At 71.5% G+C, this 21,762-nt stretch carries 19 protein-coding genes and 1 tRNA gene; 8 read left to right on the top strand and 12 right to left on the bottom strand.

What is annotated here, in order from left to right; genetic code table 11:
• Nucleotides 1-19: 19 nt before the first annotated feature.
• The 3 genes from ACTHLI_RS08855 (at nucleotide 20) to ACTHLI_RS08865 (ending at nucleotide 2,832) form a co-directional block, all read left to right on the top strand.
• Nucleotides 20-1,018, top strand: coding sequence for a helix-turn-helix domain-containing protein (locus ACTHLI_RS08855; RefSeq protein WP_440182841.1), 999 nt, complete (start codon nucleotides 20-22; stop codon nucleotides 1,016-1,018).
• 136 nt (nucleotides 1,019-1,154) lie between these two features.
• Nucleotides 1,155-1,382: a hypothetical protein gene (locus tag ACTHLI_RS08860; RefSeq protein ID WP_440182843.1), complete on the top strand. Its 228-nt coding sequence runs from the start codon at nucleotides 1,155-1,157 to the stop codon at nucleotides 1,380-1,382.
• A 46-nt stretch (nucleotides 1,383-1,428) separates the two neighbouring features.
• The gene (locus tag ACTHLI_RS08865) at nucleotides 1,429-2,832 is read left to right on the top strand and encodes an FAD-binding oxidoreductase (protein WP_440182844.1); all 1,404 of its coding nucleotides are present in this window, start codon (nucleotides 1,429-1,431) and stop codon (nucleotides 2,830-2,832) included.
• Nucleotides 2,833-2,859: 27 nt separating this feature from the next.
• Here ACTHLI_RS08865 and ACTHLI_RS08870 read toward each other — a convergent pair whose 3' ends face one another.
• Both ACTHLI_RS08870 and ACTHLI_RS08875 read right to left on the bottom strand, forming a co-directional pair.
• On the bottom strand, nucleotides 2,860-3,585 hold the full coding sequence (locus ACTHLI_RS08870) for a hypothetical protein (protein ID WP_440182845.1): 726 nt from the start codon (nucleotides 3,583-3,585) through the stop codon (nucleotides 2,860-2,862).
• A 47-nt stretch (nucleotides 3,586-3,632) separates the two neighbouring features.
• Nucleotides 3,633-4,649: an amidase domain-containing protein gene (locus tag ACTHLI_RS08875; protein ID WP_440182847.1), complete on the bottom strand. Its 1,017-nt coding sequence runs from the start codon at nucleotides 4,647-4,649 to the stop codon at nucleotides 3,633-3,635.
• Between the two features lie 222 nt (nucleotides 4,650-4,871).
• On the opposite strand from ACTHLI_RS08875, the gene ACTHLI_RS08880 reads away from it, so the two are divergent.
• Nucleotides 4,872-6,137 (top strand): LCP family protein, encoded by a 1,266-nt coding sequence (locus ACTHLI_RS08880; protein ID WP_440182849.1) that lies wholly within the window; start codon nucleotides 4,872-4,874, stop codon nucleotides 6,135-6,137.
• 28 nt (nucleotides 6,138-6,165) lie between these two features.
• Entirely contained in the window at nucleotides 6,166-7,242 is a 1,077-nt protein-coding gene (locus tag ACTHLI_RS08885) for a glycerate kinase (protein ID WP_440182874.1), read from the top strand.
• A gap of 25 nt (nucleotides 7,243-7,267) precedes the next feature.
• On the opposite strand, the gene ACTHLI_RS08890 is transcribed toward ACTHLI_RS08885, so the two are convergent.
• The 7 genes from ACTHLI_RS08890 to ACTHLI_RS08920 all read right to left on the bottom strand — a co-directional run bounded on the left by ACTHLI_RS08890 (nucleotide 7,268) and on the right by ACTHLI_RS08920 (nucleotide 15,836).
• Entirely contained in the window at nucleotides 7,268-9,274 is a 2,007-nt protein-coding gene (locus ACTHLI_RS08890; protein WP_440182851.1) for an acyl-CoA dehydrogenase family protein, read from the bottom strand.
• A gap of 152 nt (nucleotides 9,275-9,426) precedes the next feature.
• Nucleotides 9,427-10,248: a DNA-methyltransferase gene (locus tag ACTHLI_RS08895; protein ID WP_440182876.1), complete on the bottom strand. Its 822-nt coding sequence runs from the start codon at nucleotides 10,246-10,248 to the stop codon at nucleotides 9,427-9,429.
• A gap of 157 nt (nucleotides 10,249-10,405) precedes the next feature.
• A complete protein-coding gene (locus ACTHLI_RS08900; protein WP_440182852.1) occupies nucleotides 10,406-12,535 on the bottom strand; it encodes an MFS transporter in 2,130 nt (709 codons plus the stop codon).
• A gap of 158 nt (nucleotides 12,536-12,693) precedes the next feature.
• Nucleotides 12,694-13,281, bottom strand: a complete 588-nt coding sequence (locus tag ACTHLI_RS08905; RefSeq protein ID WP_440182854.1) for an adenylate kinase — start codon at nucleotides 13,279-13,281, stop codon at nucleotides 12,694-12,696.
• 198 nt (nucleotides 13,282-13,479) lie between these two features.
• Nucleotides 13,480-13,842, bottom strand: coding sequence for a nitroreductase family deazaflavin-dependent oxidoreductase (locus ACTHLI_RS08910; protein ID WP_440182856.1), 363 nt, complete (start codon nucleotides 13,840-13,842; stop codon nucleotides 13,480-13,482).
• A gap of 67 nt (nucleotides 13,843-13,909) precedes the next feature.
• Nucleotides 13,910-14,614: a DivIVA domain-containing protein gene (locus tag ACTHLI_RS08915; protein WP_440182858.1), complete on the bottom strand. Its 705-nt coding sequence runs from the start codon at nucleotides 14,612-14,614 to the stop codon at nucleotides 13,910-13,912.
• 28 nt (nucleotides 14,615-14,642) lie between these two features.
• On the bottom strand, nucleotides 14,643-15,836 hold the full coding sequence (locus ACTHLI_RS08920; RefSeq protein ID WP_440182860.1) for a globin domain-containing protein: 1,194 nt from the start codon (nucleotides 15,834-15,836) through the stop codon (nucleotides 14,643-14,645).
• Between the two features lie 321 nt (nucleotides 15,837-16,157).
• Between ACTHLI_RS08920 and ACTHLI_RS08925 the strand changes: the two genes are divergently transcribed.
• The 3 genes from ACTHLI_RS08925 to ACTHLI_RS08935 all read left to right on the top strand — a co-directional run bounded on the left by ACTHLI_RS08925 (nucleotide 16,158) and on the right by ACTHLI_RS08935 (nucleotide 18,905).
• Nucleotides 16,158-17,360, top strand: coding sequence for a globin domain-containing protein (locus tag ACTHLI_RS08925; protein WP_440182862.1), 1,203 nt, complete (start codon nucleotides 16,158-16,160; stop codon nucleotides 17,358-17,360).
• A 186-nt stretch (nucleotides 17,361-17,546) separates the two neighbouring features.
• A complete protein-coding gene (locus ACTHLI_RS08930; protein WP_440182864.1) occupies nucleotides 17,547-18,329 on the top strand; it encodes an MIP/aquaporin family protein in 783 nt (260 codons plus the stop codon).
• Nucleotides 18,330-18,512: 183 nt separating this feature from the next.
• On the top strand, nucleotides 18,513-18,905 hold the full coding sequence (locus ACTHLI_RS08935) for a DUF302 domain-containing protein (protein ID WP_440182865.1): 393 nt from the start codon (nucleotides 18,513-18,515) through the stop codon (nucleotides 18,903-18,905).
• Nucleotides 18,906-19,104: 199 nt separating this feature from the next.
• On the opposite strand, the gene ACTHLI_RS08940 is transcribed toward ACTHLI_RS08935, so the two are convergent.
• From ACTHLI_RS08940 to ACTHLI_RS08950, 3 genes are all read right to left on the bottom strand, one after another.
• Entirely contained in the window at nucleotides 19,105-19,566 is a 462-nt protein-coding gene (locus tag ACTHLI_RS08940) for a hypothetical protein (protein ID WP_440182866.1), read from the bottom strand.
• A gap of 137 nt (nucleotides 19,567-19,703) precedes the next feature.
• Nucleotides 19,704-20,348: a hypothetical protein gene (locus ACTHLI_RS08945; protein ID WP_440182867.1), complete on the bottom strand. Its 645-nt coding sequence runs from the start codon at nucleotides 20,346-20,348 to the stop codon at nucleotides 19,704-19,706.
• Between the two features lie 1,291 nt (nucleotides 20,349-21,639).
• Nucleotides 21,640-21,712, bottom strand: a tRNA-Arg gene (locus tag ACTHLI_RS08950).
• Nucleotides 21,713-21,762 lie beyond the last annotated feature (50 nt).

The raw sequence follows: 21,762 nt of genomic DNA on the forward strand, positions 1-21,762 counted from the left end.
ACTGGGAGTCGGAGGTCCGATGCTGCGCGACGAGGCGGCGGGTGCGATGCCCGGGTTCATCGCCGGTCCCGGCGGGTCCGGTGGCCGGGTGGCGGTCTCGACCCACGACCGCGGCGAGGCGGCGGTCATCCTCCGGCGCGCCTACCCGCGCCTGCGGTTCGACCTCGGGTGCGCGGACGGCCCGTTCGTGCTCCGCCACAGCGTCGTCGGTGACGGGCGCCTGTCCAGCACCGAGCTCGTGCTCGCCGGTCGCGCGCGGGCGAGCGGCACCCACCCCGACGGCGTCGTCGCCGTGGGCGAGGTGCTCGGGGGGCGCCTGTCGCTGGAGCCGGCCCGGAGCGGTGTCGATCCCGCACGCCCCTTCCTCCGTCCGCCGGGACCGGCCCGGATGACGTCGGAGGACCTGCACCTGCGCACCACCGAGCTCGACGAGCCCGCGTTCCGCGCCGCTGCCGAGCGGTACGGCCATCAGGGCGCCCCGCTGCGTCCCGGGCCGGGCGGTGCGCCGTCGCCCTCCGCGTGCGCCGCCTGGGCCTGGACCGCGTCGCACATCCAGCGGGCGGCGCGGGACCCGCATGTCCTCGACAACCCGATCGTCGCGGGCGAGCTGTTCGATCTCGCGGTGCGCACCCTCCTCGCCTGCTTCGGGGATCCGGACGAGGACCGGGGTGCGGTCGCACTGGACGCTCCCCGCTCCCTCCGCCGCGCCGTCGGGTACCTGGAGGAGCACGCGCTGGAGCCGATCGCGATCCCGGACGTCGCGGCGGCGGCCAGGATCTCGGTCCGGTCGCTGCAGGCGCTGTTCCGGCGCCACCTGGGTGTCAGCCCCGTCGAGCACCTGCATGCGATCCGCCTCGAAGGGGCGAGGAAGGAGCTGCTGCGGGGTGCGGGAGGCGACTGCGGCTCCGTGCGGGCGGTCGCCGAGCGGTGGGGATTCGGGAACAGCGGCCGGTTCGCGCGCCTCTACCGCGCACGGTTCGGCGAGCGGCCGAGCGAGACGCTGCGGGGGCGCCGCTGAGGTCCCTCCGGCGGCCGTGCGGGGATGCGGGCGCCGGCGATCGCGGCGATCCACCGCCGGAGGATGAGATGCTGGAGACGGCCCGTTCGACACCGCTCCGCTGATCGGAGCCGGCGGGCGGAAGGAGCGCCGACACGTGGACCTGACCGTGTTCCCCACCGCAGCCCTCTACGGACTGCTCGCCGTGATCACGGCGGGCTTCGGCGTGGGGATGCTGGTCTGGCAGACCGGCGCCACGCAGCACGCGATCGCGACACGGCGCAGCATGCTCGTCGGCGGCGTGCTGCTGATCCTCATCGGCGGCCTGGTGCTGCTGACGCAGATCTGGGCCGTGGTCAGCGCGTCGTACAGCACCATCCGCTGAGCCCGGCGTGAACCGGGTGCGGACCGCGCCCTAGCCTGAGGGCGCCATGGACACCCCCGTTCCGACCCTCACCGACCGTCTGCGCGAGGCCCTGCCGCCCGACGCGCTCCGCACCGACCCCGAGACGCTCGACCGGTACAGCCACGACGCCGCGGAGTGGGCGGATTTCGCCCGCCCGGCCGCCGTCGTGCTCGCGACCGGCGTCGACGACGTGGTCGCGACCGTGCGCCTGGCCGCCGAGCTCGGCGTGCCGGTCGTCCCGAGGGGCGCGGGGTCCGGGCTCTCCGGCGGAGCGAACGCGATGCAGGGCGCCGTCGTCCTCTCGCTCGAGCGGATGAACCGGGTGCTGCACGTCGATCGCGCGGAGCGCTTCGCGGTCGTCGAGGCCGGGGTGATCAACGACGACCTCCGGCGGCACGTCGCCCACCACGGGCTCTGGTACCCGCCGGACCCCGCGAGCCAGTCGATCTGCACGATCGGGGGCAATGTCGCGACGAACGCGGGCGGGATCGCCTGCGTGAAGTACGGGGTGACGCGCGACTACGTGCTGGGCATGACCGTCGTGCTCGCGGACGGCTCCGTCGCGCGCCTCGGGCGCTCGACCGCGAAGGGCGTCACCGGGTACGACCTGACGGCGCTGATGGTCGGGTCCGAGGGCACGCTCGGGGTCGTCGTGGACGTGACGGTGAAGCTGCTGCCGCTCGAGGGGCGTGAGGAGCGAGCGGTCGTCGGCACGTTCCGGTCGCTGACCGACGCGGGCCGCGCGGTCGCCGCGGTGTCGGCTGCAGGCATCGTGCCGGCGGCGCTCGAGCTGATCGATCGGACCTGCCTCCACGCCGTCGGCGAATGGCAGGGCTGGGACCTCCCCGAGGACGCGAGCGCGCTGCTGATGGCGAAGGTCGACACCCCGGGACCGGCCGGGGAGGCGCTGCAGGAGCGGATCGCCGTGCTGTTCGAGCAGGAGGGCGGTGTGGGCGTCGAGCGCGCCGCGGCGCCCGAGGAGGTGGATCGGCTGTTCCTCGCCCGGCGGCTCGCCTACCCGGCGCTCGAGCGGCTCGGGCCGGTGCTGACCGAGGACGTGTGCGTGCCGCGAGGCGCCGTACCGGCGATGCTCGGCCGCATCGAGCGCATCGCGGCCGACGCCGACGTCGTGATCGCGAACATCGCGCACGCCGGTGACGGCAACCTCCACCCGCTGATCATCGCGCCGGAGGGGGATGCGGCCGCCGCCGTCCGCGCGAAGACCGCGTTCGACCGGATCGTGGACGCGTGCCGCGAGCTGGGAGGAACGGTGACCGGCGAGCACGGGGTCGGTCTGCTCAAGCTGCCGGGCGCCCGCGCGGAGCTGAGCGAGGTCGTGCTCGGCATGCACGAGGCGGTCAAGCGGGCGCTCGACCCCAGGGGGATCCTCAACCCGGGGAAGGCGTTCCCCGGGTTCGGTGCCGAGTGACGGCCCTCACCCGCACCTGACCGGCGGTCAGCGCTCGTCCCGCGGTCGGCGCGCGGGCCGCGTCGTACGGGGAAGCGGTTCGGTCCGATCGGTCTCGAGCAGCGGTGCGAACAGGCGGTCCATGGCCGAATCCCGGTCCTCGGCGCCCGGTTCCTGATCGGGTGCGGGTGCGGGTGCGGGTGCGGGGGCGGGGGCCACGGTCCGGCGAGCCGTCGCGGGACGGGGCGTCCTCGGCGCGCGGGTGCGGGGCGGTGCAGGGGCGGTGAGCACCTCCGTCACCGCGTCGTCGTCCTGTGAAGCCGGGATCTGGGGGGCCGGGATGACCTGAGCCGGGGCCTGGGGAGCGGGGACCCGCGGAGCCGGGATGTCCTGAGCTGGGGCCTGGTGAGCCGCCACCGGCTGCTCCGGCCGCTCGGCGTCCTCCGGCTGCCGGGGAGCCTCGGGCTGGACCGGGCGGGTGGGCCTGCTCGGATGCCGGGCGGAGAACGGGATCCGGGCGCTGGGGCGCTCGGCGGGCGCCCCGTCCTGGCCGGGAGCCGCCTGGGCGGGCGCGGCGACCACCGGGCCGCGGAGGCGTTCCCAGGTGCGGCGCAGGGCACCCGATCGGTCGACGCCGTGGCGCTCGAGCAGCAGGTCGAGCACCAGGAGCACGAGCAGCGCGAGCAGGACCGTCGCGACGACGAGCGCGAGCAGCAGGACGAGGAGGAACGCGACGGAGAGGAGCGCGAACGGGACGGAGAGGAGCGGGGCCACGGGCGGTCAGTATGCCGCGCCCGGCCCCGCCGCACCTCGGGCCGCCCTCACCTCCTGAGGTGGAAGAACTGGATGTGGAGCGTCGATCCCTTGATCCGCTGCCCGGAGTACCAGGCGGCGAGCGCCCCGGTGCTGCCGCCGTACTGCCGGTTGGTGGTGTGGGCGACGTAGAAGATGTCGTGGCGCCCGTTCGGCAGCACGACAACCTTCGACACGATCGCGGTGTGGTCCCACGAGCTGTACGACTTCGGGTGGCCCGGCCACCGGAACTGGACGATGTCGCCGACGGACACCAGGTCCCGCTGCGCGTAGGTGAGGTGGGTGGCCAGATCCTTGCGCTTCTGGAGCCACCTGCTCAGCGCGGTCGACGACACCCAGGTCGGGCTCCAGCGGCCGGGCCCGTAGTCGAACCACTGCGATGAGCGCTTCCAGCCGCGGGCGAGCAGGGTCTGGCTCGCGAAGTTGGCGCAGTCGTTGCCGCTCAGGTAGCCGAAGGTGCGGTTCGAGGACACGTTCCAGTACCGGAACGCGTACGCCATCTGCCGGTCCAGCTTGCTCGTGACCCGGTACTGGAAGGTCAGGCCGGTGGGCTGCGCGGTGGGGTCGGAGTACGCGGTGGTCGTGATGGCGGCCGTCCTGGCCTGGTAGTCGATCGCGTTCGGGATCACGAATCGGGCCAGGTCGTCGGACAGCACGACCAGGTCGGGCATGGCGACACCCGCGATCTGCACCCCCGCGAGGTTCAGGAGGTGCGTGCCGGTGATCGTCGCGGTACGCGACGCGGTGGTGTGCCCGACGTGCTTGTCGATCGTCGCGACCTGCGGCAGCGGCACGACCGGGGTCGGGGTGGGCGTCGGGCTCGGGTCGGCCGTCGGCGGGTCGTCGGGCGCCGGGCTGGGGGAGGCGGCGGACGTGCTCGTCCCCGGGGCCGGGGTCGTCGAGGCGGACACCGAGGGCGCCGGGGTCGGCGTCGTCGCCTCCGCGGGCGCGGCGGCGCCGAGCGCGAGTGCGCCGACGATGGCGGCGGCGAGCGCGGTGGTGATGGTCGTCGTGCGTGCGGTCATCGGTGCTTCGTCAGGCCCCCCAGGTCTGGCCGAATGAGTAGGAACCGCTCAGGATCAACCCCTGTTCAGGGGAAACGCGATCGGTAGGATCCCATTCGTCGTGCCCGATCGACGGTAGAGGGCGGGTGACGGAACCTCGTCCCCCACTGCGAGGCGCATGCGTGCGCGCTCACACCCCGACCGTCGTCCAGCACCATCGACGTCCCGGAAGGAGGAGCCGTCATGGCAGGTCGCCCGGATGGGACCGTCGCGCGCCACGGTCGGCTGCGCTCCCCGGGCCTCGCCGGGGCGGTCCTCCGTGCCGTGGGGATCGGGCTCTGCGTGGTCCTCGTCGCGGGTGTCTCCGTCGGCGCCATCGCCTTCGAGCGCCTCTCCGCGAACATCGGCACGAACACGGTCACGCTGCCCGGCGACTCCTCGACGCACGTCCCGCAGATCGGCGCCTACTCGGGCACCGTCAACCTGCTCCTCGTCGGCAGCGACACGAGGAACGGGCAGAAGGGTCATTACGGTTCCAACCCGGGCAGCACGCTGAACGACGTGAACATCCTGATCCACATCAGTCAGGACCACACGAAGGCGACCGTCATCAGCTTTCCGCGCGACCTCTACGTCACGCGCCCGTCCTGCACCGACCCCTCCGACCCGTCGAAGACGCTGCCGGGAGCGACGGGCGTGAAGATCAACACGACGCTCGAGTACGGCGGCCTCGGCTGCGTGCGGGACACCGTCGCGGCGCTCACCGGCATGACGATCCCGTTCGCCGCGCTCATCACCTTCGACGGCGTCGTCGAGATGTCGAACGCCGTCGGCGGGGTCCCGGTCTGCGTCGCGTCCGCGATCAACGACGACTACACCGGGCTGCACCTGTCGAAGGGCGAGCACACCATCCAGGGCCCCACCGCGCTCGAGTTCCTCCGCACCCGCCACGGCGTGGGAGACGGCAGCGACCTCACGCGGATCAGCTCCCAGCAGGTGTTCCTGTCGTCCCTCGTGCGGAAGATCAAGAGCAACGCCACACTCTCCGACGTGACGAAGCTCTACGGCCTCGCGACCGCGGCCTCGCAGAGCATGACCCTCTCCTCGAGCCTCGCGAACGTGGACACGATGGTCTCGATCGGGCGTGCGGTGGCCGCCATCCCGCTCGCGCAGTTCGTCCTCGTCCAGTACCCGACGACGCTCTACGGCGACGGCCTCGTCGCCAACGAGGCGAGCGACACGGTGCTGATGGACGCCGTGAAGGCGGACAAGACGCTCCGGCTCGCGAAGAAGCAGACAGGTGCGACCTCCGGTGTGGGATCGGTGACGGAGGGCAGCACGCCGAGTCCGTCATCGGCCTCCTCATCGTCGGCGCCCTCGTCGTCGAGCGCCTCGTCGCCGAGCCCGTCCCCGACCTCGAGCGACACCGTCGACCTGCCGAGCACCGTGGTCGGGCAGACCGTGCAGCAGCAGACCTGCTCCGTCGGGAACAACCTCGGTACCCGGTGACCCTCCGCTGATGCGGTCGCCAGGATCGATGCGCGTGGTGATCGCCCCCGACTCCTTCAAGGGGACGATCTCCGCTACGCGAGCGGCAGCGGCCCTGGCGGAGGGCTGGCGATCGATCCGGCCGCAGGACGAGGTCGTCGAGGTGCCCATGGCGGACGGCGGCGAGGGCACGCTCGACGTCATCGCCGCAGCCGCGCCGGCCGCGGTGCGCCTCCCGGTCCGCGTTCCAGGTCCCGACGGGCGGGAGGTCGAGGCGCCGGTGCTCCTCCTCGAGGACGGCAGCGCCGTCGTCGAGCTGGCGTCGACGAGCGGGATCACCCTGCTCGGGGAGCTGATACCGCTCACCGCGCACACCAGGGGCTTCGGCGCCGCGATCCGGGCCGCGATCCGCGCGGGCGCGACCCGGCTGCTGCTGACGATCGGCGGCAGCGCCTCCACCGACGGCGGCGCCGGGATGCTCCGCGAGCTCGGGGCGCGGTTCCTGGACGATCGGGGCAGGGCGGTGGGTGACGGTGGCGCCGGTCTGCTCGACCTGGCCGCGGTCGATCTCTCGGGGCTCGAACCCCTGCCGGCCCGTGGCGCGCTCGTGCTGTCGGACGTCGGGAACCCGCTCCTCGGTCCCCGCGGGGCGGCGGCCGTGTACGGACCGCAGAAGGGCGCGACGCCCGCGGACGTCCCCGTGCTGGACGAGGCGCTCGGCCGCCTCGCCGCGCAGCTCCCGATCGACCCGGGGACGCCTGGGGCCGGCGCGGCGGGCGGCACCGGCTTCGGCCTGCTCGCCTGGGGTGCGGAGCTGGCCCCCGGGGCGCTCGCCGTCGCGCGGCACGTGCGGTTGCCGGAGGCGCTGACGGGCGCCGATCTCGTGATCACGGGCGAGGGCCGGTTCGACGGGCAGTCCCTCGAGGGGAAGGTGCCCGATGCGGTGCGCTCGCTCGCGACCGGGGCCGGGGTCCGCGCCGCGCTGATCGCCGGCGCGATCGATGCGCCCACGACGGGGTACGCCGCGGCCGTGTCGCTGACCGAACTCGTGGGGCGCGACCGGGCGCTGACCGAGCCGGTCGCGGCGCTCACGGCCGCCGGAGCGGCGCTCGCGCGGCTGACCTGACCGGGCCGCCCGGCGAGCGCCCCGCTCAGCGGCCCCGAGCCTCCGCCTGCCGCGCCGCCTCCGCACCCGAGCTGATCGCCGCGCGGAGATGACCCTGCTCGTAGCCGAACGCCTCGACCAGCGTGACGGCGTGCGGGCGCATGCGTCGGATGAGCGAGTCGAGCAGACGGGTGACGGCCTTCGCGCGGGAGGTGCTGAGCCGGCGCCGCACGAGGTACCAGCCGAGGTCCCGCTCGATGGTGGTCAGCGCGAACACATCCCGCACGAGCGCGAGCAGCGCCTTGGTCGGGCCGTGCTGCTCCCGCTCGACCGCGCGGGTGAAGGCGCGCCACTGCCGCAGCCTCGCCTCGGCGCGGGCCGCGTCGATGAGCGCGTGCTGGTGCTCGCCGAACCGCGCGGCGAGCTCCTCGGCGGAGGTGCCCGGCGTCGGCCGCAGGGCGGGTGCGATCTCGGCGACGGCCACCTCGACCCGCTCCCGCAGCAGCCGCTCCTGCACCGCGGGATCCCGGAGGGAGCGTGCCGCGCCGGCCGCCGTGCCGCCGTCCGCGGTGCGCTGCGCGAGCGCGGTCAGGCCGGCGGACGCGGCCGCGGCACCGAGCAGCTGGGCGCCGACGATGCGGGCTGCCCCAGTGGACCCCGCGGCCTTCAGGCGGCGCCCGTACTGGGTGAGCAGGCGCTTGCCGACGAGCTGCAGCAGCACCGTGTTGTCGCCCTCGAAGGTCGCGTACACGTCGAGGTCCGCATGCAGCTGACCGAACCGGTTCTCTGCGAGGAAGCCCGCGCCGCCGCACGCCTCGCGGCACTCCTGGATCGTGTCGAGGGCGTGCCAGGTCGCCTCCGCCTTCGCGGCGGCCGCGAAGTTCTCCAGCTCCTGCCGGGACTCGTCGGTGTCGTGCTCGCCCGTGAACACGCGGTGGAAGTCCAGGAGCAGCTCGTCCTGCGTATAGGTCGCGGCGTAGACCCCCGCCAGCCGCGTGAGCAGGCGGCGCTGATGCTGCGGGTAGTCGAGCAGCACCTCCTCCTCGCCGGTCGCCCCGGCGAACTGCCGGCGCTGGTCGGCGTAGGTCAGCGCGATCTGCAGCGCGATCTTCGCGCCGGTGTTCGCCGCGCCCGCGAGCGAGACCCGACCCTGCACGAGCGTGCCGAGCATCGTGAAGAAGCGGCGCCCCTGACTCGCGATCGGCGAGGTGTACGTGCCGTCCGGCGCGACATCGCCGTAGCGGTTCAGCAGGTTCGCGCGCGGCACCCGGACGCCGGAGAAGTGCAGCCGCCCGTTGTCGACGCCGTTGAGGCCGCTCTTCGGGCCGTCGTCCTCACCGCCGACTCCGGGCAGGAACCCGCCCGCCTCGTCCCGGATCGGCACGTAGAAGGCATGCACGCCGTGCCGCTCGCCGAGCGTCTCGAGCTGCGCGAACACGACCGCGGCCCTGGCGTCGACCGCCGCGTTGCCGATGTAGTCCTTCCACGCGGCGCGGAAGGGGGTGTCGATCACGAACTCCTGCGTCGCGGGGTCGTACGTCGCGGTGGTGGCGATCGACGCCACGTCCGAGCCGTGCCCCGTCTCCGTCATCGCGAAGCCGCCGAAGGTCTGCAGCTCGATCGCGTCGGCGAGGAAGTGCTCGTGGTGGTACCGGGTGCCGAGGTGGAGGATCGCCGCGGCGAAGAGCCCCCACTGGACGCCCGCCTTGATCTGGAGGGACGGGTCGGCCGTCACCAGCTCCTCGAACGCCACCAGGTTGCCGCCCGCGTCGCCGGAGCCGCCGAACTGCTCGGGGAAGGGGAGGCGGACCGCGCCGCTGTCGAGCAGCACCTGCAGCTGCGCCGTCACCCGGGCCCGGTGGTCGGCGACGAGCTGGTCGTCGCGACGGTGGAGGGCGGGGTCGAGCGTGCGGGCGCGGGCAGCGAGGCGGATGTCCTTCCAGCTGCCGAGCAGGTCGTCGCGGATGCGGTCGAAGTCCGGCTGCTCGCCGCCGCCCGCGCGCGTGCCGTCCACGGTCCTCGCGGTCGTGCTCGTCACCGATTCCACTGCCATGCCTGCCTCCTGTCCGTTCGGTCAGGACAGTAATCCCGAGCCCGGAGGACCCCGGAATCCGCTGGCGGGATCCGTGCGCGTCGCCGGAGCATGCTCCCGCGCGGTATGTGGAAGTCCTACAAGCGGAAGCGGAACGGACTGTGGGGCATCGCTCAGCGGGGTCGGCTGACGAGCACCCCGGACCCGAGGCGGCGCCGCATCACGTCGATCGCGTCGGGGTTCTGGTCCATGAGCACGAAGCGGCGGCCCAGCGCGCGCGCCGCCTCGCCGGTCGTGCCGCTGCCGGCGAACGGGTCCAGGACCCAGTCGCCCGGGGCGCTGCTCGCGGCGACGATCCGCCGTAGGATGCCGAGTGGCTTCTGCGTCGCGTAGCCCGTCTTCTCCCGGCCGGTGGGGGACACGATCGTGTGCCACCAGACGTCGGTGGGGAGCTTGCCGAGCGCGGCCTTGGCGGCCGGGACCAGGCCCGGCGCCATGTACGGCTCGCGGTCCACCTCCGCCGAGTCGAACAGGTAACGGTCGGGGTCCTTCACGTAGACGAGGATCGTGTCGTGCTTGGTGGGCCACCGCCGCGTGCTCCTGGCGCCGAAGTCGTAGGCCCACACGATCTCGTTCAGGAAGCACTCCCGCCCGAACAGCGCGTCGAGCAGCACCTTCGCGTAGTGCACCTCCCGCTGATCGAGGTGGAGGTACAGGGTGCCGTCCTCGGCGAGGAGTCGCCAGACCTCCTCAAGCCGGGGTTCGAGGAAGCCCCAGTAGTCGGTGAACGCGTCGTCGTAGCGCGTGACCGTGCTCTTCACGACGTCGTACGGCCTGCCGTGGAAGCCCATGCGGGTGCCCCCGATCGGGTCGTGCCGCGTGATGGTCGTCCTGCGGCGCTGCTCGCGACCGGAGTTGAACGGCGGATCGAGGTAGGCGAGCCGGAACGCGCCGTCCGGCAGGGCGCGGAGCCGGGGGAGGTTGTCGCCCTCCATGACGAGGTCGGGGCCGACCGGCGCCCAGGAGACCTCCGCGGCAACGGGCAGCTCCAGCGTCACGGGCTCACGGTAGGGCCCCGCACCGACACCCGCGGCCGGGGACGACGAAGCCCCCGGCGCCTGAGCGCCGGGGGCTTCGTCGATCAGCCGGAGGTCAGCTCCGTCCAGCGGGGACGGCCCCGGTGTTCGCGGGAGCCGTCGTGCCCGTCGCGGCCGCGGCGGTCGCCTGGTCCACCTCCAGCGAGTCGGCGTGCGCCTTGTCCGCCTGCTCCTGCAGGGCGGAGCGCTGCCGGAGCGGCGGCACCTTGAAGAACCACGTGATCACGAAGGCGAGCAGGATCACGCCGAGCGCGACGAGGTAGATCAGCACGGCCGAGTTGTTGAACCCGGTGAGGAACGGCTTCGCGAGCCGCGGGTCCGCGCCGTTCAGGAAGGACGTGTCGCTCGTCGCGCTGGTGGTCGACGACGAGGAGGAGGACGTGCCCTTCTTGATCTGCTTGATGATCGTCGGGACGACCTCGTTCACGACCGCGTGCCGCTGGGCGGTGTTGCTGTAGTCGACGGTCAGCGTGCCGTTCACGACGCTCGCGTTCGCCTTCGACGCCGCCTGCTTCAGCGCCGCCGCCTCGGCGGTGGCCTTGGCGTTCGGCAGGGCGGCCGCGACCTGCTGGTCGATGACGGTCTGCGCGGCGGCGGCGGGCACTCGCCCGGCGGCGACCTGCTGGTTCACCGCTGCGGTGACCTGCTTCGTGACCGCCTGCGTCGCCGCGGCGTCGGCCGCCTTCTTCACGGTGGCGGTGGCGTCGGTGAGGCTCGCGTCGACCTTGGACTTGATGGGGTCCACGATCGGGTTCCACATCTGCTTCATGATCGCCGCGTTCTTCGGGGCCTGCGCCACGGAGGGCGTGAGCGCCGCGTCGAGGGCGGAGGTCAGGATCGGCTTGTCCTCGAGCGCGTTGGTGATGTTGCCCGGCATCGCCGAGAACAGCACCGACAGCAGCACCGCGGTGCCGAGCGTGCCGCCGATCTGCCGGAAGAACGTCGACGAGCTCGTCGCGACGCCCATGTCCCTCGGCTGCACGGAGTTCTGCGCCGCGAGCGTGAGGGTCTGCATCATCTGGCCGAGCCCGAGGCCGATCAGGAACATCCCGATCATCAGGTACCAGAGCGGCTTGTCGATCGTCACGGTCGACATGAAGCCGAAGCCGATCGCCAGCACGGCCGTGCCGGTCACCGGGAAGATCCGGTAGTGGCCGGTGCGGGACACGATCTGGCCGGAACCGATCGACGCGATCATGAGGCCCGCCATCATCGGCAGCGTGGCGAATCCGGACGCGGTCGCGCTCAGGCCGACGACGATCTGCAGGTAGAGCGGCAGGGTGAGCATCGCGCCGAACATGCCGAAGCCGACCAGCACGCCGAGCACCGTCGACATCGAGAACACCCGCGAGCGGAACAGCTTGAGCGGGATGATCGCGTCGTCCTTCATGAGCGTCTCCGCCACGAGGAAGCCGACGAGTCCGAGGCCCGTGATCACGTAGCAGGTGATCGAGCCGATCGACCCCCAGCCCCAGGTGCGGCCCTGCTCCGCGACGAGCAGCAGCGGCACGAGGGTCGCGACGACGGCCGCGGCGCCCCACCAGTCGATCCGCACGCTGCGGGAGCCGAAGCGGGGCAGGTGGAGGAACGAGAGCACCATGAACAGCGCGACGGCGCCGATCGGCACGTTGACGAGGAAGACCCACCGCCAGCCCGGGATGAACAGGATCTGGCTCGCCCCGGCGAACAGGCCGCCGACCAGCGGGCCGATCACGGAGGAGATGCCGAACACGGCCAGGAAGTAGCACTGGTACTTCGCGCGCTCCCGGGGAGCGAGCATGTCGCCCATGATCGCGAGCGGCAGCGACATCAGGCCGCCCGCACCGATGCCCTGCACGGCCCGGAAGCCGGCCAGCATCAGCATGGAGGTCGAGAACGACGACAGCAGCGAACCGAACACGAACACGCTGATCGCGAAGATGTACAGCGGCCGACGGCCGAAGATGTCGCTGAGCTTGCCGTAGATCGGCGTCGCGATGGTCGACGTGATGAGGTACGCCGTCGTCACCCAGGCCTGCTGGTCGAGGCCGTGGAGGTCGTCGCCGATCGTGCGGATCGCGGTGCCGACGATCGTCTGGTCGAGGGCGGAGAGGAACATGCCGGCCATGAGGCCGTAGATGACCAGCAGGATCTGCCGGTGCGTCATCACGGCGCCGGGGCGCTCGGCGGTGGTGGTGGAGGTCACGAAGGTCCTTCAGAGGGAGCGGAGGCGCACCGGTGGCCGCGACGTCGAGCGCCACAGCTCGACGTCGATGCTTGCAGTGAGTGCAAGATTACACCCTCTGCAACATCTGTCCATGCCGATCTGTGCACCGGCGCGCCGCGTCGCAGCACGCGTCGGGATCAGGAGAGCGCGCTCGGTTCCTTCTGGCCGATCACCTCGATGAGGCGCTCGTGCACCTGGTCCGGCGTGCCCACTCCGTCGACGCGGAGGACGAGATCCGCCGCGTCGTAGAGCGCCACGAGCGGCTCCGTCTCGGCGTGGTAGAGCGCGAGTCGATGGCGGATCACCTCGGGGGTGTCGTCCGCCCTGCCCTGGTCCGCGGCGCGCTTCAGCAGCCGCTCCTCCAGCACGTCGTCGTCGGCGGCCAGCAGCAGGACCGCGTCGAGCGAGGTCCCCGCGAGCGCGAGGAGCCGATCCAGCTCGGCCACCTGATCGGCGGTCCGCGGGTAGCCGTCGAGCAGGAAGCCGGCCGCGGCGTCCGGCTCGGCGAGCCGCTCGGCGAGCATCGTGTTGGTGATGCTGTCGGGCACGTAGTCGCCCGCGGCGATCAGCGCGCTCAACCGCGTCCCGAGCTCCGTGCCGTTCTTGACGTGCGCGCGGAACAGGTCGCCGGTCGAGATCGCAGGCACGCCGAGCGCGACGGCGAGCCGTCCGCCCTGGGTGCCCTTGCCGACACCGGGTGGGCCGAAGAGGACGACTCGCTTCATGTCTCTGGCTCCTTCGTTCGAGACGCGCGGGACGCTGGGATCAACGCAGCGGTGTCCGGGTTCTTCCCACCGGTCGTGGAGCGAGGACCCGGCCGCGCTCGGCCCTGTGTACCAGACGCGTCCAAGGCCGACCAAGGCGGGACCGTCGGTTCCGGAGGCCGCCCGGGGTCGCCGTGCTGCCGCGGGCGCCCCGCGTGCTCAGGCCTCCTCGGACCACACGACCTCGACGAGCGGGCTCGTTCCGGCGTCGAGCCGGACCCCGGTGTCGTCGATCGACTCGGTGATCGCCGCGAGGATGCGCTCCTTCTCGGCGCCCTCGACCGGCACGGCCCTCGCGGCCAGGTCGGCCTCCGCGGACTGCTTGAGGTGGAACGTGAAGTCCGGGTTCGCGAGCAGGTTGGCGTACCAGCTGCGCGCACCCGGGGTCCCGGTGATGTAGTACCGGCCGTCGACGCGGTGGAACCAGATCTCGATGCGGCGGGGCTCCCCGGTCCTCCTGCCGATGGTCGTGATGTCGATGATGCGATCGGTCGCGAGGGCCTGCTCCGTGGTGGATGTCACGTCACCCATCGTCCACCCTCCCGGAGAGGCCGGCAGCGCCGGGCCTCGCGCGCGGCGCCGCAGGGAGTCAGCGCTGCGCGGTGGCGTGGGCCGTGACCGGCGGTGCCCACTCGGGCTCACCCGTGGACATCTCGTGGACGTCCTGCGCGCTCGGGCGCACCTGCGGCGCCTGAGGGGTCTGCGGCAGGCTCCCGAGCCGGTCGACCTGCTCCGTCAGGGCCTCGAGGACCGAGCGCAACTGGATCTGCGCGACCCGGGCGTAGGTGCGGACGTACTCGATCTCCGGGACGGCCGGCCCGGGCTGCTGCTGCGCAGCCATCGTCGCGGTCGCCTGGCTGGCGCTCGACTCGGCCCGTTCCAGGATCTCGCGGTACTGGTTCCGAGCGGTGAGCACCAGGTCGCGCGCGTAGTGCTCGGCGTCGGCGATCGCCTTGTCGGCGATCAGCTGCGCCTGCGTGAGCAGCGCCATCGCCCCGGCCGTGATCTCCTCCTCGACGTCGGCGCCCGACCCGCCGCGCAGCTTCGCGTTCTCGGCCCGCAGCGTCGCGAGCTCCTGACCCGTACTCGTGGTGGCGGCACGGACCTCGTCGATCACCCGCGCGAGCTGACCCATGAACCGGTCGACCTCGGCACGGTCGTACGCGCCGCCCCTGACCTTGGTGTTGAACTCGATGGAGCGGATGTCCGGCAGGCGGCTCACCGCGACGGCCAGGGCGCTGTCGGGCCCCGTACCGGTCGCGGGAGCGACGCTGTCGGAATCGGTCTGCATCATGAGGGTCCCCCTGTTCGCTCTACGGCGGCTATTCGCTGCGCGGCAGCCCGGAGGGCTGCGGCTCGGGGCTGTGGTGGTGCGCGGCGTGGCTGTCCTCGTCGAGCGTCGCGAACTGCTCGAAGCGGATGTCGGTGGGCGCGATCCCTCCTGCACCGAGACGGGAGACGGTGTGCCGCACCATCCCGGGGGACCCGCACACCAGAGCGAGGAGTCCGTGCAGGGGACCTGCGTCGGCTGCGACGTCGCCGACGCGGCCCTTCCGGCCCGGGTAGCTCGGGTCGTCGGACACCACCGGCGTGTAGCTGAACCACGGGCGGGCGGTCAGCCGCTCGAGCAACCGGTTCTCGTAGAGACCCCACGGCAGCCGGGCGCCGTGGAACAGCTGGACGCGGGGAGCCCGGCCGGTCGCCTGCCAGCCCTGGTCGATCCGCTCCAGGTGCGCGCGGAGCGGAGCGAGCCCGGTCCCGCCGGCGACCATGAGCAGATCCCGCTGCCGCTCCTCCTCGTCGAGGGTCAGCTCCTGGCCGACGGGCGCGCCCAGACGGACCGTCTCGCCGACCTTCAGGGAGCGCACGAGCGTGCTGCTGACCTGGCCCCCGGGAACCATCTGCACATGGAACTCGATACTGCCGTCGGGGCGCGGCGCGTTGGCCGGGCTGAGGTAGCGCCAGAGCCGGGGGCGGGCCGGGATCTCCACCGCGACGGACTGTCCCGGCTGGAACGCCAGGTGGGGCTCCGGGTGCACCTGGACGACCGCGACGTCGAGGCCGCGTCGTTCCACCGCGGTCACCTCGGCGGCCCAGGAGGACGGGCTTGATTCCTCGGAGGCCTCGGCCGCCTGCACCATCACGGACGCGATGACCCCGTAGGCCTCCGCCCAGTCCGCCGCGACCTCGGGCGTCCATCCCTCCCCGAGGAAGTGCTTGAGCGTGGCGAGGAGGGACGCGCCCACTGCGTTGTAGTGCTCGGCGATGACCTCGAACCGACGGTGATCGCGGCCGAGCTGCTGGATGAACTCGGTCACCTCCCCGAGCTCGTCGACGCTCGAGACGATCCGGCCGAGCGCGCCGACCAGTCGATCCCGCTGGGTCGCCATCGAGACCGGGAACATGGCGCGCACCTCGGGGTGCGTCAGGAACAGGTGGGAGTAGAAGTAGAGCGGCACCTCGTCGCCGAGGCTCTCCGCCAGCCCCCACGTCCGCTTCAGCTCGGCGGTGTTCACCGGCTCACCACCTCTTCCGCCGGCCGTCGCCCGCCCGAAGGCGGGTCCGGTCACCACGGCAGGGACTCATCGCGGTCATCCGATCGGCTGGCACGGTTGAACCACTCCTTCCTAGCAGGTTCGGATCTCGTGGGGGCGCCCTCGCTCGGATCGAGGTCGAGGGTGAGCCTCCTGACGCCCCTTCCGGAGAGTGGACGCGGTTGACGTTCCTCTCAGCGTCGGGGGGTCCCGAGGTCGCAGGCTATGGGCTGGACTTGGGCGCTGCGGACCAGCCGTTCGGGGAACGACCCGACGACGCAGGCGCTGCGAAAGGTGTCTGTGATGCTTTCCGATGCTGCACTGCCGGTGGTCGAGGCCACGTTGCCCGTGGTGGGGGAGCACATCCAGGAGATCGCGACGAGGTTCTACCGGCACCTGTTCGAGGAGCACCCGGAGCTGCTCGACGGCGTGTTCAACCGCGGCAATCAGGCCGACGGCCGGCAGCAGCAGGCGCTGGCCGGGTCGGTCGCGGCCTTCGCGGGCTACCTCGTGTCCAACCCAAGGAAGCTGCCCGATCACCTCCTGTCCCGGATCTCGCACAAGCACGCCTCGCTCGGGGTGCAGGCGGAGCAGTACGACGTCGTCGCGGAGAACCTCATGTGGGCGATCGGCGATGTCCTCGGCGATGCCGTCACGCCGGAGGTCGCCGGCGCATGGGGCGAGGTGTACTGGCTGATGGCGAACATGCTCATCAACCGGGAGCGGGGGCTCTACGGCGCGGTCGGGCTGACGCCCGAGTCGGTGTACAGCACCTGGCGGGTCACGGAGAAGACGCAGGAGACCCCGGACACGGTCACGTTCGTCGTCGAACCCGTCGACCATCGGGACGTCAAGCCGTCGCTGCCCGGCCAGTACGTCACGGCGCGTCTGCGCATGCCCGACGGCGTGCTGCAGCCCCGGCAGTACAGCCTCACGCGAGCCGACGACGGCGAGCACCGGGTGTTCGCGGTCAAGCGGGTCCACTCGCCGGGCAGGCCGGACGGCGAGGTGTCGCACCTGCTCCACGACCAGGTGCAGGTCGGCGACGAGATCGAGCTGTCGGCGCCGTTCGGCGACGTCGTGCTCGAGTACACCGACCGCCCGCTCGTGCTCGCGAGCGCCGGCATCGGCATCACCCCGATGGCCGGGATGCTCTCGCACCTCGCGAACGCCGCCGCGCCTCGCCACGTCCTGTTCCTCCACGCCGACGACGCCATCGGCACCTACGCGCTCCGCGACCAGGTCTTCGCCGACCTCGGCCGGCTCCCGAACGCGACGGCGGCGACCTGGCTGCTCGACACCGACGGGGCCGAGGGTCTGGACGCGCAGCAGGGCTTCATGGACCTCCGCGAGCGGGACCTCCCCGCCGACGCCCAGTACTACCTGTGCGGTCCGCTGCCCTTCATGCAGTCCGTCCGCTCCGCCCTCATCGAGCGGGGTGTGCCGGCGCGGGACATCCAGTACGAGGTGTTCGGCCCCGACCTCTGGCTCGCCGACTTCGCCTGACGCCCGGCCGCGACGGGGATCGCCCGTCGCCCTCCGCGCGCTCCTGACCCGCTGCGCGACACGTGCCCTCCGGCGCCGGAGGGCACGTGTCGCTCACGAGGGCAGGGGTGCCCTCCGAGGCGTGCTCGGCGCTCCGTCCGCGGCCCCGGATCGGAGCATGCTGAGCATCAGCGGAAGGGGTGAGCGATGAGCGCGGTGGACGTGGAGCACCCGACCCTGTCCAACCGGCAGCGGGCGGAGGTCCGGGACTTCCGGAATCCGAACCACGAGCTGCGGCGCCTGTTCGCCGAGCTGTTGGGCACCTACCTCCTCGTGCTGGTCGCGGTCGGCGCCGGCGTCGTGGACCAGGCGTCGGGCGGCCAGGTGGGGCCGGGCGGCAAGGTCGTCGCGCCGGCGCTCATGGTCACCGCGATCATCCTGTTCATGGGGACGGTCTCCGGAGCGCACCTGAATCCCGCGATCACCGTCGCGTTCGCGCTCCGCCGCGACTTCCCGTGGCGACGGGTGCCGGGGTACGTGCTCGTCCAGACGATCGGCTCCGTGCTCGCGACGCTCACGATCGCCGCGCTGTTCGGCATGCACGGCGGCCTCGGCGCCACTCGACCCGGGCCGGGGTTCACCGACGTGCAGGCGCTGCTGACGGAGGTGCTGCTCACCGCCGGGCTCGTCAGCGTCGTGCTCGGCGCCGCATCCGGGGCGCAGAACATCGGCCCGCTGGCGTCGATCGCGGCGGGGGCGTACATCTCGCTCGCGGGCCTCTGGGCGGGCCCGGTCAGCGGGGCGTCGATGAATCCCGCGCGGAGCTTCGGTCCTGCGCTGATCGGGGGCGATCTCGGGACCATCTGGATCTACCTCCTGGGCCCCGCGGTGGGCATGCTGCTCGCCGTGGGCGCCTCGATGATCCTGCGAGGCTGGGCCGGCGACCCCGGCGCGCGAAGGGCCGCCCAGGGCAGCGACGACGACGCCTGAGGCGACGCGCGATGAGGTCGGGGCGGACGCGCTCCGCGCTGGGCTCGTGGGGCGCGCTCATGACCCGCTCAGCGACAGGTGCCCTCCGGCGCCGCAGGGCACGTGTCGCTCAGGAGGGCAGAAGTGGCGTCGCGGCGACCGCGCGGGTGCGGACGCCGCGGTCGTGGAGGAGAGTGTGCGTCCATGGACCTCGGACTGACGACGCGGCGCGCGCCTCGGTCGGTGCCGGACACGGTGCAGGCGCTCAGGGACGCGCTCTCCCGGCGCGGCATCGAGCTCTTCGCGGTGATCGACCACGCGGCCGGCGCCGCATCGGTGGGACTCGACCTCGAACCGGAGACCGTCCTGATCTTCGGCAACCCCGCCGTCGGGACCGGGCTGATGCAGGCCGACCCCCGGGTCGGGATCGAACTGCCGCTCCGGATCCTCGTCTGGAGTGCGCAGGGGAGGACGCACATCGCCTTCGAGGACCCGCACGCGCTCGCCGAGCGGTTCGACCTCCCCGGGGACAGCCCGGCGCTCGACGCCATGGCGTCACTGCTCGCGGCGCTCGCGGACGAGGTCTCGGCCGGCTGACCGGCTGGGTCGGCGACGCTTCTCGTGGTGCGCGTCCTGAGGGACTCGGACCTCATTCTTCTCATCCGTAGTCAGAACCGCCGTGCATGCTTCCGTGCGACTGACGGCGCAACTGTCGACGGGCAGATATTGCACCGAGAGGGGGTGCCGCGCCCGTCCAAGGCCTCCAACTGGCGCGAACCGCGAACACGAGTTCTCTTCAGAAGAGTCCGTTTTCTTCGACTGGCTGAAGCTGATCCGGCGATGAATGAATACGCGGCGGTGTGGTCGAAATCTGCATGTGTGGCCGGGGCCCGAGGATGGCCCACAATTGCCAGCACACGAGCCCAGCGAGGAGAACGGAAATCAGACCCATTGGAGTCTTGAAGTAGAACAGCCAGTAGCCCAGGTTGGGCGGCGCAGCGATCACTCCGCCCAGTACGGCGGACACTGGCGGGTGCCACGGGTCCGCTGTCGTATTGGCATCGCCCTTAGTTGTGATGGTGCCGGCACTGCTAATGCTCAGGAGGCGATGGGTGATGACGCTCCCCTGTTCCATGAACGCAACCGGCTCGCCAACGTGGAATCTATGAAGTTGTACGACTACCGCGCTCCGGGTGGGGATGGTCGGCTCCATCGAACCGGTGTGCACGATGTAAAGACGGTACGGGCCGTTCGTCATGAACAACCCTATTGCCGCCACGCAGAGCGCCAGGGCTGCTAGGGGCCATACTGTCGACCGCTTGCGCCTGTGCGTCATTGGCCACCTCCAATTGAATGCTGGGGCGCAGTCCTGGACGACCGCGCCCCAGCACCACCTCAGGACCCTGGGGTCACGCCAGGCTGCGTCGCGACCACCTGAAGAGGAAGTCCGCTGCCCGTTCCATCTGCAGCATTCGTCGTGGTCTGGCCGGAGACGGGGTACTGATTCCAGGCCGCTGTCGTACCTGCAGCAGGCTGGGACTTCAGTTTGCTTGCGTACTGGAAGGTGAACTTGACGTTTCCGCCAGCGCCGGCGGGGACGTTGCGCGCCACGAGATACTGGCTCTTCAATGGCCAGCAGCCAGTCGGAGCGAAGGCGCCGCAGGTGCTTGCGCGGTCATTGAGGTTTGCGGAATCAAAAAGAGCATTGCCGTTCGCGGCGAGGTGGACCTCGCCGTATGTTCCCAGATTGTTCAGTGCACTCAGTGCCGTAGGGTTGTTGAACACGACGTACACGTCTTCGGGGCTGCTGCCGGAATTCGAATACTTCAGCGTCACGGTCTGCGGCTGCCCGGGGAGAAGATCCGTGAAGGCCACGTCCGCATTGTCGTTGCCGATTCCTCCGGACGTTGTTACATGAATCGATCCGATCGTGCCTGTTACGGAGCCGGTTCGTGTTTCGCTGAAGTAAGCGCCCGTGGTGCCTGAGGCGATCCAGGCGGCTCCGCCGAGCAGGCCGACGGAGGTCACAAGCGCGGCCACCCGCGCTCCAATTCGTATAGACATGAGTATTCCTAACTACGCGTCGTTTACGAAGCGCACGCGAAGGGGGGAGGGGAGGGGGTTATCGTCAGGCGTCCAAGGCTCCAGTGCCGAGTTCGACCGGTGACGATGGCCGGATTCAACCCGAGATTTGATGGCCACCGCAAGTGCAGTAGTTGCCGGCTGCGTACTTGAGCGGCGTGTCGGCTTCTAGGCTGGCTCGGCTCATGCAAGGGCGCAGAATGCGCGTCCGCGTGTGATGGAGTCGCATCCGGCCCCTGGCGGCAGTCGACACCGGCGTCGCACTGGCCCCTTGGGCGGAGTATGAGCTGTCAGTGGTTGCGTGCGTGTGACGGGCGCTGGTCGGTCCTGGTGATTCGACCTGGGTTTCGTTCCGACTGAAGAGCCAGGATGGAAGGGCGCGGGCGCGGAGCGCCCGAAGCAAATGTCCGGGCCCGGGGCGGCAGGGTCAGGATCCACCACGGCTTCCCACCTTCACGAGCGATTGAGCTCCCGCGCGAGTGAGGAGGTCATGTTCGACGGTGGTCTGCCTCCGGGCGTCCAGTTGTTCGGCGAGGTTCCGGAATATCAGTAGGGGAGCGTGGCCGAGAGCGTGCGTCGCGCGCCTGAAGGGGGGCGGGCGCACGTTCCTCGCGAAGATCGCGCCGTGCAGGGCCGGACGTCCGAGGGGCGCCGGTCTGGCTTGATGCTCTTCGAGCGCCGGGACGATGTCGGCCTCGATGTAGCAACGGTGTCCGCTGCCGGGCTCGGCTTCAGGCGCACGGCGGTGTTTTCCAGGCCACAGGTGGTGAGGTCCGCGACGCGATCGGGCGATCGGGCACGCCACCTTCGGCGACCTCGCGCGCGCCAGCTGGCGTAGCTTGCGCACGCACTATTTGCGGATCTTCGCTTGTGCGTAGCGCTGCGCCCACGGGGCATCTGAGGAGTAGCCGTGGTCGATGACGCCACGCCAATCGCCGCGGCCCTTCATCCGGTACGCGCCGACCGAGCAGTGGTCACGTCCTTCAGTCACGCCCTTGCCCATCTGCGTGGCGCGCCGCGGCGCCATGTGTCGTGACGGGAACAGGCACGGCCGAGCCGGGCTCCTTTGCTCATTGCTCTTGCGCACCCGGAGGGACTCGATCCCACCGCGCGCCCCACGCCGCCGCTTCGCGTCGCCGCGGGACCCCGGCGCGCGTCGGGGCCCACCCCTCGAGTGGCTTCTCGATCCTCCAACCCCGCAGAACGACGAAGTGGGCCGCCCTGACGGGCGGCCCTCTTCGTCGTGCTGCGCGCCCGGAGGGACTCGAACCCCCAACCTTCTGATCCGTAGTCAGATGCTCTATCCGTTGAGCTACGGGCGCATGCCGCCGAAGCGACCGCACGATGCTACCAGCACGTGGGAGCCCGCTCC

The organism is Amnibacterium sp. (genome assembly GCF_051956055.1).
Lineage (GTDB): Bacteria > Actinomycetota > Actinomycetes > Actinomycetales > Microbacteriaceae > Amnibacterium.

What these genes read in the sequence shown, in the direction of transcription:
- ACTHLI_RS08855 (WP_440182841.1), top strand. Translation starts at nt 20, where the DNA reads ATGCTGCGCGACGAGGCGGCGGGTGCGATGCCCGGGTTCATCGCCGGT.
- ACTHLI_RS08865 (WP_440182844.1), top strand. Translation starts at nt 1,429, where the DNA reads ATGGACACCCCCGTTCCGACCCTCACCGACCGTCTGCGCGAGGCCCTG.
- ACTHLI_RS08875 (WP_440182847.1), bottom strand. Translation starts at nt 4,649, where the DNA reads ATGACCGCACGCACGACGACCATCACCACCGCGCTCGCCGCCGCCATC.
- ACTHLI_RS08880 (WP_440182849.1), top strand. Translation starts at nt 4,872, where the DNA reads ATGGCAGGTCGCCCGGATGGGACCGTCGCGCGCCACGGTCGGCTGCGC.
- ACTHLI_RS08885 (WP_440182874.1), top strand. Translation starts at nt 6,166, where the DNA reads ATGCGCGTGGTGATCGCCCCCGACTCCTTCAAGGGGACGATCTCCGCT.
- ACTHLI_RS08890 (WP_440182851.1), bottom strand. Translation starts at nt 9,274, where the DNA reads ATGGCAGTGGAATCGGTGACGAGCACGACCGCGAGGACCGTGGACGGC.
- ACTHLI_RS08895 (WP_440182876.1), bottom strand. Translation starts at nt 10,248, where the DNA reads ATGGAGGGCGACAACCTCCCCCGGCTCCGCGCCCTGCCGGACGGCGCG.
- ACTHLI_RS08905 (WP_440182854.1), bottom strand. Translation starts at nt 13,281, where the DNA reads ATGAAGCGAGTCGTCCTCTTCGGCCCACCCGGTGTCGGCAAGGGCACC.
- ACTHLI_RS08915 (WP_440182858.1), bottom strand. Translation starts at nt 14,614, where the DNA reads ATGATGCAGACCGATTCCGACAGCGTCGCTCCCGCGACCGGTACGGGG.
- ACTHLI_RS08925 (WP_440182862.1), top strand. Translation starts at nt 16,158, where the DNA reads ATGCTTTCCGATGCTGCACTGCCGGTGGTCGAGGCCACGTTGCCCGTG.
- ACTHLI_RS08930 (WP_440182864.1), top strand. Translation starts at nt 17,547, where the DNA reads ATGAGCGCGGTGGACGTGGAGCACCCGACCCTGTCCAACCGGCAGCGG.
- ACTHLI_RS08935 (WP_440182865.1), top strand. Translation starts at nt 18,513, where the DNA reads ATGGACCTCGGACTGACGACGCGGCGCGCGCCTCGGTCGGTGCCGGAC.
- ACTHLI_RS08940 (WP_440182866.1), bottom strand. Translation starts at nt 19,566, where the DNA reads ATGACGAACGGCCCGTACCGTCTTTACATCGTGCACACCGGTTCGATG.